Source organism: Flavobacterium gyeonganense, assembly GCF_029625295.1.
Lineage (GTDB): Bacteria > Bacteroidota > Bacteroidia > Flavobacteriales > Flavobacteriaceae > Flavobacterium > Flavobacterium gyeonganense.
Window position 1 is genome coordinate 3,939,453 of record NZ_CP121112.1, and the last position, 17,672, is coordinate 3,957,124.

At 35.9% G+C, this 17,672-nt stretch carries 18 protein-coding genes; 8 read left to right on the plus strand and 10 right to left on the minus strand.

Annotation, left to right across the window (positions count from 1 at the left end; genetic code table 11):
• Position 1 precedes the first annotated feature (1 nt).
• The 3 genes from P5P89_RS16985 to P5P89_RS16995 form a co-directional block, all read right to left on the minus strand.
• Positions 2-1,147, minus strand: a complete 1,146-nt coding sequence (locus tag P5P89_RS16985; RefSeq protein WP_223683210.1) for an efflux RND transporter periplasmic adaptor subunit — start codon at positions 1,145-1,147, stop codon at positions 2-4.
• A 317-nt stretch (positions 1,148-1,464) separates the two neighbouring features.
• Complete coding sequence (locus tag P5P89_RS16990; RefSeq protein ID WP_223683211.1) at positions 1,465-2,058, minus strand: TetR/AcrR family transcriptional regulator; 594 nt, start codon at positions 2,056-2,058, stop codon at positions 1,465-1,467.
• Positions 2,059-2,435: 377 nt separating this feature from the next.
• Positions 2,436-2,903: a response regulator gene (locus P5P89_RS16995; protein WP_278009384.1), complete on the minus strand. Its 468-nt coding sequence runs from the start codon at positions 2,901-2,903 to the stop codon at positions 2,436-2,438.
• 173 nt (positions 2,904-3,076) lie between these two features.
• On the opposite strand from P5P89_RS16995, the gene P5P89_RS17000 reads away from it, so the two are divergent.
• Positions 3,077-3,517: a cupin domain-containing protein gene (locus P5P89_RS17000; protein WP_223683213.1), complete on the plus strand. Its 441-nt coding sequence runs from the start codon at positions 3,077-3,079 to the stop codon at positions 3,515-3,517.
• On the opposite strand, the gene P5P89_RS17005 is transcribed toward P5P89_RS17000, so the two are convergent.
• The 5 genes from P5P89_RS17005 to P5P89_RS17025 form a co-directional block, all read right to left on the minus strand.
• Entirely contained in the window at positions 3,498-3,893 is a 396-nt protein-coding gene (locus P5P89_RS17005; protein WP_278009385.1) for a DoxX family protein, read from the minus strand. The genes P5P89_RS17000 and P5P89_RS17005 overlap by 20 nt on opposite strands.
• A gap of 7 nt (positions 3,894-3,900) precedes the next feature.
• Complete coding sequence (locus P5P89_RS17010) at positions 3,901-4,365, minus strand: SRPBCC family protein (protein WP_278009386.1); 465 nt, start codon at positions 4,363-4,365, stop codon at positions 3,901-3,903.
• A 1-nt stretch (position 4,366) separates the two neighbouring features.
• Positions 4,367-4,687 carry an ArsR/SmtB family transcription factor gene (locus tag P5P89_RS17015; protein WP_110348145.1) on the minus strand — a complete coding sequence of 107 codons (321 nt, stop codon included), beginning with the start codon at positions 4,685-4,687 and terminating at the stop codon, positions 4,367-4,369.
• 275 nt (positions 4,688-4,962) lie between these two features.
• Positions 4,963-5,880, minus strand: a complete 918-nt coding sequence (locus tag P5P89_RS17020) for an SMP-30/gluconolactonase/LRE family protein (RefSeq protein ID WP_278009387.1) — start codon at positions 5,878-5,880, stop codon at positions 4,963-4,965.
• Positions 5,881-6,116: 236 nt separating this feature from the next.
• Positions 6,117-7,103 carry a LamG-like jellyroll fold domain-containing protein gene (locus P5P89_RS17025; protein WP_278009388.1) on the minus strand — a complete coding sequence of 329 codons (987 nt, stop codon included), beginning with the start codon at positions 7,101-7,103 and terminating at the stop codon, positions 6,117-6,119.
• Positions 7,104-7,625: 522 nt separating this feature from the next.
• Here P5P89_RS17025 and gnd point away from each other — a divergent pair.
• The 4 genes from gnd (at position 7,626) to P5P89_RS17045 (ending at position 12,095) form a co-directional block, all read left to right on the plus strand.
• Positions 7,626-8,528 (plus strand): phosphogluconate dehydrogenase (NAD(+)-dependent, decarboxylating), encoded by a 903-nt coding sequence (gene gnd / locus P5P89_RS17030; protein WP_278009389.1) that lies wholly within the window; start codon positions 7,626-7,628, stop codon positions 8,526-8,528.
• Between the two features lie 199 nt (positions 8,529-8,727).
• Complete coding sequence (locus tag P5P89_RS17035) at positions 8,728-10,047, plus strand: gluconate:H+ symporter (RefSeq protein WP_278009390.1); 1,320 nt, start codon at positions 8,728-8,730, stop codon at positions 10,045-10,047.
• Between the two features lie 4 nt (positions 10,048-10,051).
• Complete coding sequence (locus P5P89_RS17040; RefSeq protein ID WP_278009391.1) at positions 10,052-11,470, plus strand: gluconokinase; 1,419 nt, start codon at positions 10,052-10,054, stop codon at positions 11,468-11,470.
• 121 nt (positions 11,471-11,591) lie between these two features.
• Entirely contained in the window at positions 11,592-12,095 is a 504-nt protein-coding gene (locus P5P89_RS17045; protein ID WP_278009392.1) for a hypothetical protein, read from the plus strand.
• 90 nt (positions 12,096-12,185) lie between these two features.
• Here P5P89_RS17045 and P5P89_RS17050 read toward each other — a convergent pair whose 3' ends face one another.
• Positions 12,186-12,875, minus strand: a complete 690-nt coding sequence (locus P5P89_RS17050; RefSeq protein ID WP_278009393.1) for a YiiX family permuted papain-like enzyme — start codon at positions 12,873-12,875, stop codon at positions 12,186-12,188.
• 186 nt (positions 12,876-13,061) lie between these two features.
• Here P5P89_RS17050 and P5P89_RS17055 point away from each other — a divergent pair, with 186 nt between their 5' ends.
• Genes P5P89_RS17055 through P5P89_RS17065 form a run of 3 tightly spaced genes read left to right on the plus strand, consistent with a single transcriptional unit; the run spans position 13,062 to position 17,084 of the window.
• Entirely contained in the window at positions 13,062-14,480 is a 1,419-nt protein-coding gene (locus tag P5P89_RS17055; RefSeq protein WP_278009394.1) for a Gfo/Idh/MocA family protein, read from the plus strand.
• A 9-nt stretch (positions 14,481-14,489) separates the two neighbouring features.
• Positions 14,490-15,698 carry a Gfo/Idh/MocA family protein gene (locus P5P89_RS17060; protein ID WP_278009395.1) on the plus strand — a complete coding sequence of 403 codons (1,209 nt, stop codon included), beginning with the start codon at positions 14,490-14,492 and terminating at the stop codon, positions 15,696-15,698.
• A gap of 18 nt (positions 15,699-15,716) precedes the next feature.
• Positions 15,717-17,084, plus strand: coding sequence for a 3-keto-disaccharide hydrolase (locus tag P5P89_RS17065; RefSeq protein ID WP_278009396.1), 1,368 nt, complete (start codon positions 15,717-15,719; stop codon positions 17,082-17,084).
• Between the two features lie 204 nt (positions 17,085-17,288).
• Here the strand turns inward: P5P89_RS17065 and P5P89_RS17070 are convergent, their stop codons facing one another.
• Entirely contained in the window at positions 17,289-17,648 is a 360-nt protein-coding gene (locus P5P89_RS17070) for a bleomycin resistance protein (RefSeq protein WP_278009397.1), read from the minus strand.
• Between the last annotated feature and the right edge of the window lie 24 nt (positions 17,649-17,672).

Here is a 17,672-nt window from a genome sequence, read left to right on the forward strand (position 1 = left end):
ATTATTTTTTGTTAGTTATTTGAGCAACCTTAGCAGCACCTTTCTCAGGCTGGATCACCTGACCTTCCTGAAGTTTGTCAATACCGCTTAATACAATTTGGTCACCAGCTTGTACACCATCTTTAATCAGATAGTTGGTACCGCTTTTACCTACAACAGTAATTGGCATTTTTGTAACCTTGTTGTCTTTGTTTACTGTAAAGACAAAAACTTTATCCTGCATTTCAATCGTAGCCGATTGTGGAACAAGAATAGCATCATCATGCTGTAGTCCTAAACGGATTCTTCCTGTATTCCCAGAACGTAAAGTTCCGTTTACATTTGGGAAAGTTGCTCTCAACGTAATAGCACCTGTAGTTTTATCAAACTGACCGTCTACCATGTCAATTTTTCCTGTTTGAGGATAAGCGTTGTTATCAGCTAAGATTAAAGAAACAGGAGGTAATTTTTTGATTTTGTCTCCAATGCTGTTTCCTGCATATTGTGATTTGAAGTTGATAAAATCTGTTTCACCTAAAGAGAAATAAGCAAAAACTTCATGAACATCTGAAAGTGTAGTTAAAGGTTCAATATCTGAAGCAGAAACCAGACTTCCTTGTTTTTTAGGCAATCTTCCGATGTATCCGCTTACCGGAGCAGTAACATTCGTATATCCTAAATTGATTTTAGCAGAAGCAACCATGGCTTTTGCCTGTTCAATATTAGCAGCAGCAATTTTTTGAGAAGCTTTAGCCGTTTTTAACTGATAATCAGAAACTACTTTGTTTTGTACTAAAGGAGTTAATTTATCCACTTCTAATTGTGAGTTGATCAAAGCGGCTTCAGCAGCGTGAAGGCTTGCCAAAGCATTGTTTAACTGCTCACGAAACGGACGTTCGTTTATTTTGAACAAAGTCTGGCCTTTGCTTACATAAGCTCCTTCATCTACCAAAACACGGTCAAGGTTTCCGCTTACCTGCGGACGAATCTCCACATCTACAGTTCCTTGTATAGAAGCAGGGTATTCATTGTCAGTAGTAGTATTTTCGCTTGTTATGGCCATAACCGGCAATACAGGAGCGGGTGCAGCGGCCGGAGCCTGCGATTTATCGGCGCAGCTACTAAGAACTAGTGCCAGAATAAAGCTGGTTATAATTACATTTTTCATCTTAATATTGGTTTTAATTTGTTGGACATTCTCGTTTTTAAAAAATTTATTTATAGTATTATTTGAATTCATATTTAAGCTTGTTTATTTTTCTAACACTGTTAAGTAAAAAAGTGTAAAATTCCATATAATGATGTGTTTCAAATCTATTTTATAATAGTCATTAAATTATTTATCAGTGTTAAGTAATAAGCTAAAGAAACTTATTTTTATGTTAGTTAAATTATTTATCACTGTTAAGTAAAAGAGTAAAAAAAAGTATTAGCTAAATTACCTATTAAATCATTTACCCCTGTTAAGTTAAAATGAAATTTTTTTTATTGTATTGACTTTATGATACCGCCAATTGCATCTTTAAGAATCTGTCCGTTAATAGTGTCCAGCGAAATGCTTTTGTTGATAATATTAATCGCAATCAGACCATGAATGACCGAAAAGAAAGTAAAATACTTTTGTTTGATAACTTCTTCAGTCGGGTTGCTGTTTTTCATGATTTCTGCAATGACCGAAGTAAATAATTTATAAGGTGTTTTTGCAGCATCACATTGTTCAGAACAGCAGTTCATCTGCACACCAAACATTACCTGGTACATTTCGGTATCCGTAAAGGCAAAATCCCAATAGGCCATCCACATGGCTTCAATCTGCTCTTCCGGTTTGTCAAACTTAGCTTTGGCATCTTCCAGCTCTTTGCCTAATTTAAGGAAACCTTTACCGGTTAACTCTCTTAATATGGCATCTTTATTTGAGAAGTACTCATATATGATGGGAGCAGTATATTCGATTCTGTCGGCAATTTTACGCATACTCAAACCAGTCCAGCCTTCTTCTTTCACGATATCATAAGCAGCGCCAAGAATATTATTTCTTGTCTCTTCTTTTTGTCTTAAAATACGATCTTTACTAGCCATTTTGAATAAGTATTAAATTGTTTAACACCGTTAGGCAAATGTAAGGCGGTTTTTCGAATTACACCATAATTTTATTATAATATTTTCTTATCGTACAATAAGCTTCTTTAAAAAAGCTTGGGAAACATTGTTTTAATCAAGGTTTTTTGATTTTAAATATTTTTAGGAGCAGGAGATTTTTCGTTTTTCAAGACGTTTTGTCCCGCTCTTCACTATATCTTTTATGGCGAACCCCGCCATAAAAGGATGCCGTTTCGATCTGGGCTAGATAAAAGGAATTATTGTTTTCATAATTTTCACAGAAAATAACTATCTATGTATTAAATGAATCAATTCCGGATATCAAACTTTTAGTGTTCTATTTGTTTGCGGTGTATTTATTTTACATAGTTTGGGGATACACATGCTTCCCAATAGCTTACAATTGTTTTAATTGTTTGTTTGATTTGATTGTAATCAGTAGGCTTTACAAAAAATCCCTGAATAGATTTAGAATAAGCATCCACAACATGCCTTTGTTCTGCGCTTGTAGTAAAGAACAAGTATGGAATGGACTTAAGTCTTAAATCTTCATTTTGATGGATTTTTTCCCGCAGTTCAATTCCACTTAGCTTAGGCATATTAATGTCTGAAAAAATGATAAAAGGCTCAATTTCTGTGGTAGTTAAATATTCTAAAGCTTTTTCGCCCTCAGCAAAAAAGATAATTTCATTTTTATAATCAAGTTCATTAAATACATCAGTTAAAATATCCTGGTCATCTAAATCGTCTTCAATAATAATAATTGGACCACCTTTGTTCATTTGTGTTTTTGATAAAGGTAGTTCAATTAATCCTGCATGCAATTTTAAATTTAGAGTAATATAATTAACTGTGATTTTTATGGCTTTGTATTACGCCCAAACATATTCATATTTTGTTCTTCTAAAACTTCTGTCAGCATTGTGGAACGTTTTGGAGTGATTTAAAGTACTGTATCCATGTCATTTTTTTGTATTATTACAGAAAAAAATAAAAAATGAAACCAACGACAGTTATAAAAATTGCGATTTTTACTTTAATTATACAATCAACCCAAGCTCAGGAAACTAAAAAACAAAGAACCTCTGCAGAAATAAAATATTCGATTGAAAATTGTGTGAATCATTTTGATCTAAACAAAGCCACAAAAACAAAGGTGGGGTATCAATATTGGTTTGCCGATAAAAATTTCACTCAGGAAAATACGCTCAAAATGAGTATCGTCGAGCCTGGGAAATCAACCCACGCGCCGCATCATCATCCTGAAGAAGAATTCTTCTATATCCTGGAAGGCACTGCCGAATTCTTTCTTGACGGAAAAACGGTCACAGCCGGACCAAATACCAGTTTTTATTGCCCTCCAAATGCGGAACACGGAATCAGCAATGTTGGGAAAACCGATTTGAAGTATTTGGTGATTAAGAAGGATTTGAGGTAACGGTGAATACTTTTCGATCAGCAGGCCTGAAATGCCACGACAAAAAGGTAAGCAATAAAAGTAACGTTGGTCCAAAACATTCTATAGCAACATCGCCAACCGCAAAATGAGAGAAAATCGCACCTGTCATCACAAAGAAAAAACCGGCATAAGCCCACTCTTTTAGTAATCCTAATTTTGGAAGCAGCACTGCAATTGAACCCAGTAATTTCCAGATTCCAATAATAGTGAGGAAGTAAACCGGGTAACCTAAATGTAAACTTGTTTTGTCGACTTCTTCTTTCAGTTTAATAAGCTGTACGATTCCGGTTGAAACCATTCCTAATGCTAACCAAATGGTAGTAATCCAATAAATAATTTTGTTTCTTTTTGTCATTGCGATATTACTTTAGTGATGATACAATTTCCTGAAGTCGGTTGTGTGCCATATTGATTCCCTGAGCAAACGGCATTTTAAGCAGCTGGTCCCTGAATTCTATCGATTTAAACACAATCTGCATGGTAAGTATGCTGGTGGTCTCTGTCCGTTTTTCAAATTCAAGGTATTCCAGCTGAACCGGAAACGGCGTGTTTTCCATTTCAAAGGTTCTTGTGATTTTTTCGTTTAAGACAAACTCGTGAATTACGCCATTTGCCCTGAATACCACATTTCCATCGTAGGAAGTTTCGAAGGCATAACTGCCGTGTTTTTTGCTTTCAAGTTTGAGCACTTTTGTGCCCATCCATTGTTCAAAAAGGGCTGCTTCAGAATAGGCTTTGAAGACCAATTCTACAGGCAGGTCAAATTCCCGGATTATGGTTAATTCCTGTTTGCCGTCTTCGGCATGTACTTTTGTTTTTTCTTCCATGTTAGTCTTTTTTATAATTTTTCATGACTTCTTCCAATTTATTGAATTTAGTGTCCCACATTTTACGGAAGGGTTCAATAAACTCGGCTATTTCTTTCATTTTATTGGGATTAAAATGATAATAAATTTCCCTGCCTTGCTGTTCTTGCCTCAGTAATTCACATTCGGTTAAAATTTGCAGATGTTTGGAAACAGTGGGTCTTGCTGTATTAAAATTAGAAGCAATGGCTCCGGCTGTCATCGATTGTGTCGTGAGCAGCAACAGGATCGACCTTCTAGTCGGGTCGGCAATAGCTTGAAATACGTCTCGTCTTAAATTCATTATGAAGTTATTTGACTACAAATATATGTGTAGTTATTTAACTACGCAAATTTTGATGTGATTTTTTTTATGGTTTTTTTTGCGTGAGGGATAGGAGTAACTACCGAAGTAGTGCGGATAGCCCGACCGCATTTAGTAAAGGCGCATATAAACGCAATGCTAAGTGGCGCCTTTTCTAAATGTGGTCACGCCCAAATTAATTGGAAATTAGAAGTCGGAGAAATTTCCTAAAGTGGGTTTAGAAAGAAATATCAGGATTTAGAAGAGATCTCAAATTATTTCATTCCCCGAATGTTCATCTCTAAAGTATAAACGCTTTTACCTGCAGTAATAAATAAGGTTTTGAATTTTTTTCCTCCAAAGCATACATTCGCAGTCCAGGGTTCTTTTACATCAATGTGAGCAATTTTTTCTCCCTTTGGATTAAAAACTGAAACGCCTTTTCCGGTTAAGTAAATATTCCCAGCTTCATCAATCGTGATTCCATCTGAACCGGATTCGGTAAAAAGTGTTTTTTCGCCTAATGAACCATCATTGTTGATTTTATACGAGTAGGTTTTGTTTGCTTCAATATCAGCAACGTACAGCATTTTTCCATCCGAAGTTCCTATAATGCCGTTGGGTTTTATCAGGTCGCTGGCAACGTTGGTAATTTTAGTTTTATTAGGAGATAAATAATAAACGCATTCTTTTTCTATTTCTTTGGAAGTATGTTTCCAGTAATCACGTTTGTAAAAAGGATCTGTAAAGTAAATACCGCCTTTCGGGTCAACCCAAAGATCATTCGGGCCATTGAGTCTTTTGCCTTCAAAATCATTTACCAATACCGTAACATTTTTGTTTGGATCAATTTTCCAGATTTCATTTTTCTCATCGGCGCAGGCCAAAAGATTGCCTTCGCGGTCAAAATACATGCCGTTCGCTCTTCCCGCATTTTCCATATAAACAGAAAGCACACCATCAACCGACCATTTCATGATTCGGTTATTAGGCTGGTCGGTAAAATAAATATTGCCCTTTTTATCGGCAGCAGGTCCTTCTGTAAAACTGTATTGATCTGATAATTTTGTGAGAACCGCCCCCTTGGCTATTAAATTGTGATTTTCTGATATTTGAGAATATATAAAATTTGTAAAGGCGAAACAGATTACGAAGAAAGGAAGTGTTTTTATTTTAAGTTTGGAGTGATTCATAATGAAATTTTTAAAGGTTTATTATGAAATGAAAATAATTTCATCTGCTAAATATACTAAAGTCATTCGAAAACATGGAGAAAGAATGAAAAGTATTTTCATATTAAAATACAAATCAGAATCCGGGAGAACAGCTTAGTTGTAAAAAAAAATAAAATAGCTGTTTTTAGAACTATTATAAAAAACAGCCCCATTTAATTTCTTAAATGAGGCTGTTTTTTGTTGTTTATAAACGTTTACTTTTTGATAAATTTGAGAGTATTGCCACTATTCAATTTTAAGAAGTAAGCTCCGTTAGTCAGACTTTGAATGTTGATTTTTGTACTGCTGTCAACAGTTCCGGTTTTTACTTCGGTACCAGAAACAGTATATATTTTATAACTTCCAGTTTGAGTTAATTCTGAAACCTGAATAAAATCTGACGAAGGGTTTGGATATAATTGTAAGCTATTATTTGTTCCATTAAACTTGTCTGTTGACAATGTCAGTGTACTTCCTATCCAGTTTGAAGATGTACCGGTCAAAGTAAAATTATAAAGTGTTCCATTATTAGAACCGAGTTCATCAATCAGACTAGTTTCTGAAGTGTTGCTTCCATTGGCAATTCCCTGATTGAATTTATAATAAGAGATTAAATCTGTCTGTGGTAAAGTTAGTCTGGTAGATTTATTGGAATTGATTTCAGTCGCCGTTCTGGCTGTACTCCAAATACGTACTTCGGCTATATCTACATTCAGGTATCTGTTGTCGATAAATGCCGCACCTATATATATTTTAGGATTTGCATTCAAAATAGTTGAACTAGGACTGTTTGACTGATTATCCAAAACACCGTCAACATAAAGAGCAGCTCCAACATTAGCATCTCTAACAAGGGCAACATGATGCCAGTTTCCATCAAAAAGATTAATATTACCGTTTACGGTTTGATTAAGACTTCCATCCCAAAAACTTAATTTATTGTTTAAAACGGAGAAAGCAAAATCATTGGCATAACCTCCAACATCAGAATCCATGATTCCGGCTCCTTGATAAGCAACAGATCCTGTAGGTGAATTGTTTAACAATTTAATGTTGGCTTCTAATGTAAATGATGAAGTTGTAACATTGTTAATAGCAACAACATCATTAACACCGTCAAAATTTAGAGCGTTAGTTGACTGTGCATTTAGAGCTGTAGACAGTAACATAAGTAATGATGCTAAAATGTAATTTTGTTTCATAGATTTAGGCTTTTAATATTTAATATATTTAGGATATAGTTTACTTTTTTGAACTCTTTTTTATTTATAAATCATAAAAAAAAGTACAGATCCATTCAGGTTTATTGCCTGAAAGTCTGATATTAATTAGAATAAAGAATTATCAATAACGTATTTTTTGCCCGGCGAAAATACAACTTAAAATGTCATATAATCAAGGAAATAACTACGAAATCTTAAATATTTTGCAGATTTAGTAGTGCATTTAAGATTATTCTTAGATTTGATACTTTTTTGAGTTAATAAAAATTAAATAGGTGGATGGATAGACAAATTTAAGATCAGCATTTTAGTACGTTTTATAACTATCTTTTTAAAGTTTTTTATTGAAAGGTATTCTTCGAAAGGAAATGGTTTTTCCTTTACTAAATATTTAGGTTATTTAACATATTCAACCCAAATCCCAAAAATTAAAATCACAAATAACAACCCATAATTAATTGAAAGTAATATTTTTACGAAACAAATACAAAAACCACACACATGCAAGTAGGAATAATAGGACTGGGAAAAATGGGATTTAATCTCGCCTTGAATTTAAAACGTAACAACTATCAGGTTGTGGCACAAGATGTCAACACTGATTTTGTGTCAAAAATAGGTCAGGAAGGAATTGAAACTGCTTATACTGTTGAAGAACTCTGCCAAAAACTAACCGACAGAAGAGTCATTTGGCTTATGGTTCCGGCGGGCGAAATTGTAGATGGGGTAATTACTTCATTACTTCCATATTTATCCAAAAATGATATCATTATTGATGGCGGAAATTCGAATTACAACGATTCCAAACGCCGTTATGCCCAGCTAAAAGAACATGGAATTGATTTTCTGGACTGCGGAACTTCTGGTGGAACTTCTGGAGCATTAAACGGTGCCTGTACCATGATTGGCGGTGATGCCGATGTATTCGATTATGTAGCAGGAGTTTTTAAAGACATTTCAGTTGAAAACGGCTTTCTGTACACCGGAGCTGCCGGAAGCGGGCATTTTACCAAAATGGTCCACAACGGTATTGAATACGGGATGATGCAGTCTATCGCAGAAGGATTTGAGGTTTTTGAGCATTCCGAATTTGATATCGATTTTCAAAAAACGGCTAAACTTTTCAATCACGGTTCAGTAGTACGCAGCTGGCTGATGGAACTGACAGGAAATGCTTTTTCAAAAGACGCCCGACTAGACGGAATAAAAGGAATTATGCACTCCTCAGGCGAAGGGAAATGGACACTCGAAACCGCACTGGATTTAGGCGTTCCAACTCCGGTAATTGCACTTTCGATCATGATGCGTTACCGTTCGCAAATGTCGGATACATTTTCAGGAAAAGTGGTGGCGGCACTTCGAAACGAGTTTGGAGGACATGCTGTTGAAAAAAGCGAATTATAGTTTAAACGTTTAATTTAAACATATAGAAACATAGGTTTTTCTTTTTTTGAAAATATAAAAGAGAAACTTATTTCTCAACACATAGCTATGAGTTTTTAAATAAGTGAAACGCTTATTAATGAGTTTACAAAATCTATGATTCTATGTGTTTAACACATTTACACCCAAAGAATAGTATTCATTTATCATTTCGAAACCTATGTCATTACTGATTCTGATTACCAGTATTCTTTTATTATTAATCCTGATTTCCGGGGTTAAACTTAATGCTTTTATTGCCTTGATTATTGCGGCCTTTTTTGTGGGAATCGCTAAGGAAATGTCTTTTACGGATTTGATTAATTCCATTCAGCTGGGAGTCGGAAGCACGTTAGGTTCTTTGATTTTGATTATTGCTTTTGGAGTTGTATTAGGAAATCTGCTTTCAGACAGTGGAGCCGCTCAGCGAATTAGTTCGGTAATGATTCGTTCTTTCGGGGTCAGGCACATCAAATGGGCGATGGTGATTACCGGTTTCTCAGTTGGGATTTCGATGTTTTATAATGCAGGTTTCATTATTTTGATCCCGATGGTTTTTGCTGTAGCCAAAAGCACTAAACAGCCGATTATTTATCTCGGTATTGCGATGGCCTCAGCACTTTCCATCACACATGGTTTTTTACCTCCGCATCCGGGACCAACTGCCATTGCGGTTATTTTTAAAGCGAATATTGGCAAAACTCTTATTTACGGACTTTTAGTAGCCCTGCCTTCACTTTTTGCTGCCGGAATCGTGTTTCCAGAATTCATTAAAAAAATCAATGCTTTTCCGCCAAAAGGGTTATTCGAAAGCAAAACGTTTACAGAAGCCGAAATGCCTTCGTTCGGAATTAGTATTGTAACAGCATTGGTTCCGGTTTTTTTAATGGGAATGGCAACCTTCAGCGAATTGGCTTTACCGGAAGAAAGTACATTGCGTTCAGTTTTACTTTTTATAGGAAACCCAACCACTTCGATGCTGATTGCAGTGCTTTTTGCGATATTTTCATTAGGGATTTTCCGAGGAAGAAAAATGCAGGATATTATGGATAAATCGGGTAGTGCTATGAGTTCTGCCACGATGATCATTTTAATTATTGGGGCAGGAGGTGCTTTTAAACAAGTCCTGATCGATAGCGGAATGGGGACAGATTTGAGTCAGTTTTTCGAAAAGTCATCGCTGTCTCCGCTGGTTTTAGGCTGGCTGATTGCAACAATAATCAGGATTGCCTTAGGTTCTGCAACGGTGGCCGGCTTAACAGCAGCAGGAATTGTACAGCCTCTGGTTGTTGCTTCGGGTGTAAGTCCGGAATTAATGGTGCTTTCGATTGGCGCAGGAAGTTTGATGTGTTCGCATGTCAACGATACCGGATTCTGGATGTTCAAGGAATATTTTGGAATTAGTGTTTCAGATACTTTTAAAACCTGGACCGTAATGGAAACCATTATTGGGGTAATGGGACTAATAGGCGTATTACTGCTGAATTTATGGATTAAATAAAAAAATGGAAAAACTTTATATAGGAATCGATATAGGAACCACGGCCACAAAAGCAATCTGTTTTGATGTACACGGAAATGTAATCAGGCAGGTTTCACATCCGTATGCTATGTATCATCCCAAACCAAATTGGAGTGTGCAGCATCCACAGGAAATTTTAGAAACGGTTTTAGAATGTATCAAAAAAATTACAAAAGATATTCAGCCGGAGTTTATCAGTTTTAGTTCGGCTATGCAAAGTATTGTTGCTATTGATCAAACCGGAAAACCTTTAACAGATGCAATTTTATGGGCAGATAACAGAGCGATGGGAATTGCAGAAGAGCTAAAAAACTCTGAAAAAGGGAAGTATTTTTATCAAAAAACCGGGATTCCGATTCATCCTTTTTCACCTATGACTAAAATAACCTGGTTGAAGGAATTTGACTCAGATATTTTTTTGAAAACATATAAATTCATTAGCATTAAAGAATATGTCTGGCATCATCTGACCCATGAATATTGTACGGATACTTCAATGGCTTCCGGTACGGGGTTATTGAATATTCATACTTTAAAATGGGATGATAAAGTGCTTGATTTTTTAAACATAAAAACCGAACAATTATCCGCTGTTTGTGAGGTAACACACCAATGCAAAGGCATTTCAGATGATTTTCTGTACGTCATTGGAGGTGGAGATGGGGCCTTGGCTAATTTGGGAACCGGAGCGATGAATAAAAATTGTATGGCTTTGACCATTGGTACAAGCGGTGCAGTGCGATTGCCTATTGACAAGCCATATCTGGATGAACACATGCGTACCCAATGTTACCATTTGATGGATAACCAATACCTGACTTTGGGAGCTGTTAATAATGGTGCAATTGTCCTGCAATGGCTTCGTGAAACGTTATTAAAAACAGACAAATCTTTCGAAGTCCTTTTTTCAGCAGCAGAAAAAATCCCTGCCGGTTCTGAAGGTTTGCTTTTCGTACCTTATTTATTGGGTGAAAGAGCGCCAATCTGGGATGCTTCTGCCCAAGGTACAATTTTAGGAATGCAGATTACACATACGCAAGCGCATTTGGTAAAGGCAACTCTGGAAGGTATTTTGTTTGGATTGTTCCAAATCACAGAAATTCTGCTTCCTGATCCCGAAAAACGAAAACAAACCAAAGTCATGGCCAGCGGTGGATTTGGAAAAAGTGAATTGTGGCTTCAAATGGTTGCAGATATTTTTCAGATGACAGTAGAAACCTCGCAAACCATTGAAGGTTCTGCCTGGGGAGCTGTTTTGATAGGGATGAAATCTTTAGGAATTGACATAACCACCGAAAGCAAAACCGGAAAGACTTTTCTACCGAATCCTGTGCATAAAAAGGTATATGAAGATGCTTTTGTGAAGTTTAAAAAGGTTTATCCTGTATTGAAGGATTTGTAGTTATTTATGGAGATACTATTTAAATACATAGTATCATAGTTTTTCTTAGAAGAAAAGATTTTTTAATTATTTAAATTAATATAGGCTACGCATTATCGACAAACTATTAAATCGTGTATAAATGACAAAAGAAAAATTTATAGAAAATTTCAAACTTTTATTAGTTCATCTTCGTGATTTAACGGAAGAGTTTTGCTTTAATGATATTTCTGAAAACTACAAATTTGTTTTAGAACCAAGTGAAAGAAATGTGAGTGGACATTTGACGAAAGATGAAAATGAATACTTAAAAACATGGAATAAATTAGAAAATAAAGAAATCTCTTTTGAACAGGTTATTGAATTATTATATAAAAATGGAAAAACTCCAAAATGGGCAGATTGCAACATCAAATCATCAACTTTAGACAAAACTGTTGTGAAAATATTTTTTAGTCGTCAATTCAGAGATGAATCAGAAATTTATTATTTGGAAAGAGGAACCGGCCCATTTAAAGCCGTAGTAAATACTCCATATAAAAGTATAGAAAACTCTAGTGAAAAATTTGATGTCAACTGGAAAGAAAAACTTGAAAAAAGCAAAATTAAAAATATATTTTCTAAAATAAAGCATTTTTGGTTTTGAATAATGTGTTGTTATTTAGGTTTTTAAAGCAATTAAGAGTTTTATGTTTTTTCTTTTCTTGAAAAATTTTGGTTAAAAAATATTTATGATTTAATAAGTATCAACCACCGTTACCAATAAATCAGAATCTGCCAGATTAGATGGCGAAACCACTTTTTCTTCCAGCGGAATATCATTACCATATCTTTCTTTTAGAATTTTTTTAACCCTTTCATCTGTTAGATTGAAATCTTTTAGTTCCATTAGTTTCGACAACTCAATATTAGCCCCGTTTTTATAGATTTTCCATACTAATTCTGAACAATAGATTCTGGTGTCGGTCCATTCAAAAAAAGCATCGTATTCTTTGCCCATAAATTGCTGGCTGTAGTCTTTCATTTTTTGAAGCGTATCCGGAGTCAATATTTGAGCAGCATTTTTTAATCTTTTTACCACATAATTTTTATCCCTTCCATGCGCAATCCAATCTTCCAGACGAGTTAGTTTTACGGGCTGAACAGCTTCAAAAACAAACAAGTTTCCGTTAATTTCATAAATAATTCCGCAATGCGAAAACTTCGAATTGGTTGCAATTCGTACTGCCTCACACTGGGGAGATTCAGAAGTTTGAAAGATAATATCGCCATCCTGAATTTTCTCAGGCAAACTTGTTTCTCCTTTTGTTTTGGCTGCCAAAAACGGATTGTTTGGAAAAACCTGAAGCGTTACATACAGTGCACAACAAAAGCTAAGTAGAAAGGTAATGACGGGCAGGAGGTATTTTTTCTTTTTCTTTTTCATTTTAAATTTTAAAGCTTAAAAGTATTATTTATTTTGTACAGATCAGCAATTATTGAAATGAAACATGCAATAAAAGTAATTTAACGTTTTAGTTTGTTTTGTGAAATAATTTTAAGGATATCCTTTCAAAAGTATTAATTCCTTATATTTAAGCGGAACAATTTTTTAATTCAATAATTTATACATATGTTTAATGATGATTATTCAAGAAGGAAATTTTTAAGGGATGCCTTATTAGCATCTGTTGCTGTTGCGACACCTGATTTGGTAATGGCTGCAGGAAAGGCTTTTGCCAGTGTTGATAAAGTCAACCTTGCCTGTGTTGGTATCGGTAACCGTGGTGCAGAAATTATTAAAGCATTATACGCTACAGGATTAGCTAATATTGTAGCACTTTGTGATGTGGATTTGGAAGCACCGCATACATTGGAGATACTAAAAATGTTTCCTGATGTTCCAAGATTTAAGGATTTTAGGCAGATGTTTGATAAAATGGGTAATAAAATTGAGGCTGTGTCTATTGGAACTCCCGATTTTTCTCATTTTCCTATTACGATGATGGCAATTGGTTTAGGAAAACACGTATATGTAGAAAAACCTATGGCACGTACTTTTAACGAAGTAGAACTGATGATGAAGGCTGCTGCAAAGCACCCAAAAGTGGTTACACAAATGGGAAATCAGGGACATTCAGAAGAAAATTATTTTCAGTTTAAAGCATGGAAAGAGGCTGGGATCATTAAAGATGTTACCGCTATTACCTCACATATGAATTCACCAAGACGCTGGCACAAATGGGATCCAAAAATTACTTCTTTCCCGCCAGCTGAACCTATTCCGCCAACCCTCGACTGGGACCTTTGGCAGGCACAGACAAAGGGTCATGATTTTAACAAAGATTTTATCAACGGACAATGGCGCTGCTGGTATGACTTTGGAATGGGAGCTCTAGGCGACTGGGGTGCACATATTCTGGATACAGCGCATCAGTTTCTGGATCTCGGACTTCCATACGAAGTTGATCCTTTGAAATTAGACGGACATAATAATTTCTTTTATCCTATGTCGACTACGCTTTCTTTCAAATTTCCAAAACGTGGTGATATGCCACCAGTAGAAATAAAATGGTATGATGGAGTAGATAATTTTCCTCCAATACCTGAAGGATACGGTGTACAAGGGCTTGATCCCAATATACCGCCTCCAAGTACAGGTGCCATTGAACCTGCAAAACTTAATCCGGGCAAAATTATTTACAGCAAGGAACTCACCTTCAAAGGAGGATCTCATGGCAGTAAATTGTCGATTATACCTGAAGAAAAAGCAAAGGAAATGGTTTCTAAATTGCCTACTGTCCCTATAAGTCCGTCTAATCACTTTGCTAATTTCCTCAAAGCATGTAAAGGAGAAGAAGGAACACGTTCGCCTTTTGCAATTGCAGGTCCGTTAAGTCAGGTATTTTGTCTTGGCGTTCTTGCTCAATGGACTGGTGAAAAAATTGTTTTTGACAGAACAAAAAAAGTGATCACAAGTAGTAAAAAGGCCAATCAATTGTTAATCGGGCCTCCGCCACGTAAAGGATGGGAAGAATATTATAAAGTGTAATTTTTATTTATGAAACGCAGGGATTTTATTCGCCAATCGGGATTATTTACCGCTGGAATGTTATTGCATCAGCAAATGCTGCATGCTTATTCTTTTACTGAAACGGCAAAAATAATTTCAGTTGGAATAATTGGCTGTGGCGACAGAGGTAAAGGGCTCGGAAGTGTCATTAACAGCATGCGGGAAGAATTTCAGTTAAAAGCCGTTTGTGATGTGTTGCCTTTCCGTCTCGATCAGGCAAAGAGGCTGGATATACAGAATACTATCCGGTACGAAAAAGACTATCGCAAGCTACTGGATGATAAGAATATTGATGCTGTAATTATTGCTACACCTCTACACAATCATTATGAAATTGCAGCAGCAGCCATTCAGGCAGGAAAGCATGTATATCTGGAAAAAACAATGACCTACAATGCAGATCAGGCGCTTGCTTTGGTTAAATTGGCGCAGCAGCATCCCAATCAAATTTTGCAGGTTGGACATCAATATCGATACACTCCACTATATTTCAAAGTGAAGCAGATGATTGACAACGGTTACCTTGGTAAAGTAACACAAATTGATTGCCGATGGGACCGGAATGCAAATTGGCGCAGACCTGTACCTGCCGGCTATACGGATAAGCAGGTAAACTGGCGCATGTACAAAGAATATTCAGGAGGTTTGCCGGCTGAGTTATTATCACATCAGGTAGATTTTATCAATTGGGCTTTTGATACCCATCCGGATGAAATTTACGGAACAGGGGGCATTGATTATTACAAGGATGGAAGAGAAACTTTCGACAACATACAAACTATTCTCCGTTATAAGAAGGAAGGAATGATCGGAAATTTTGGTGCTACCTGTGCGAATGAAAAAGACGGATATCTTTTTAAGCTAAAAGGAACAAAAGGAACCATAGAGCTGCTTATGGACGAAGGGCTGTTTTTTCCTGAGAAGCAAACCAGAAAAGAACTTGAAACAGTTGATGGCGTTACCGGTGCCTCAAAAATTGAATGGAACAAAGAGGGTGGTACTCCCATTCTTAAAGAAAAAACAAAAGATGGAAGCTGGTATGCACTACAGGAGTTTTATAAAACGATTACAACCAATTCTAAACCGGTTTCAAATGTCATAACCGGTGCTAAAACAGCTTGTTGTGTGCATCTGATGAATAAAGCAATTTATAAGGATGATATTGAAAAATGGAAGCCTGAATATAATCTTACATAAGAATAAACAAAAACGACTATGAAAAAAATCACAATAATTTTTTTGTTATGTATTGCCGCCAATGGTGTTGCACAAAACAAAGAATGGAAATCCTTATTTGACGGAAAAACACTCAAAGGCTGGAAACAAGTTACCGGATCTGCACCTTACACTGTAGAGAATGGAATGATTGTAGGTACAACTGTTGATAAATCACCCAATTCATTTTTAGTGAGCGATCAAAAATTTACCGGAGACTTTGTATTAGAAATGGAAACCATGTTATCTGATGCAAATACCAATTCAGGTGTACAGTTTAAAAGTAATTTTGACCCTAAGGCAAATAATGGAAAAGGACGTGTTTATGGTTACCAATATGAATTAGATCCTTCAGCACGTAAATGGAGTGGGGGAATTTATGATGAAGGAAGAAGAGAATGGCTGTATCCGGGATCCTATAATCCTGCAGGACAGCAGCTTTTTACACTGAACGTTTTTCATAAAATACGTATCGAGTGTATAGGCAATACAGTAAAGACCTGGTTAGATGATGTGCCTGTTGCTTATCTGGCTGATTCTTTATCTGTTAATGAGGGGCTTCTTGCTTTGCAGGTTCATTCTATTGGAAAACCGGAACATGCGGGGATTAAAATATGCTGGAAGAATATCCGTATTCAGACGAAAAATATAAAACCACTTCCTTTTCCAAAAGGGATATATGTTGTTAACCTGATGCCCAATAAACTTATTCCTTATGAGCAGGAAAGCGGCTGGAAATTGTTATTTGACGGAAAAAGTACATCAGGCTGGGTGGGTGCCCACAAAACTACTTTTCCGGAAAAAGGCTGGGAAGTAAAGGGCGGTGTTTTGAAAGTATTGCCATCATCCGGTGGCGAATCTATAAATGGAGGGGATATTGTGACCAAAGAAATGTTCAAAGCATTTGATCTGTCAGTCGATTTTAAATTAACGAAAGGGGCAAATAGTGGTATAAAGTACTTCGTAACACTTAATGAAAAAAGTAACGGATCGGCTATAGGTCTGGAATATCAATTGCTTGATGATACGTTACATCCGGATGCAAAATTAGGGCGTGAAGGAAACAGAACACTTGCTTCGTTGTACGACCTCATTAAATCCGAAAAATCAGCACGATTCTTCAAACAGCCCGGCCATTGGAATACTGCACGCGTTGTTGTTTATCCAAATAACCATGTAGAGCATTATCTTAATGGTATTAAAGTCTTAGAGTATGACCGAGGATCTCAGGCTTTCCGCGATTTGGTTGCGATGAGTAAATATAAAGTATGGCCAAACTTTGGAGAGGCTCCGGAAGGGCATATTTTAATTCAGGACCATGGAAATGAAGTAAGTTTTAGAAGTATTAAAATCAGGGAACTGAAATAAATTAGTTATTTTTTTGATAACCATACATAATATATAACAAAGCCAACCCTAAGGAGTTGGCTTTGTTATTTAATTATTTTTTTGACAGACTTTCTCTTTTTAAGCTTGAGTTAAAGCATTGTCTATATTTCTTTCATTAAAAGCAGTATAAGCTTTGTGGATTATATCTTCAGATATTATAGTAATTTTATTTGGTTGTTGTTTTTAAAGAGTACTCTGCCCAAAAGTAAGCAGATTATTGTCAGGATCAAGCATCGAAAATTCCTTTTGTCCCCAAGGTTTCAGTTGCAAGTGCCCGTTTGGATGGATGTCTGTTTTATTATCTAGAAGTGATTGATAAAACGTATCAATATTGTCAGTTCTGATATAGACCTGTCCATAATTTTCTTTGGGGTCAAGTTCTTTAAATTCAAAGAAATGAATTTCAATACTATCTTTTTGCAGCATTAGATAATGCTCAAAATTAACGTTTCCAAATTCTTCGAAACCTAGCTTGTTGATGTAAAATTCCCTGGTGGCAGTTTTATCGCGCATCGGTAATTTTGGGCTAATTGCTGTAAGCATACATTGGATATTATTTTGTTATTT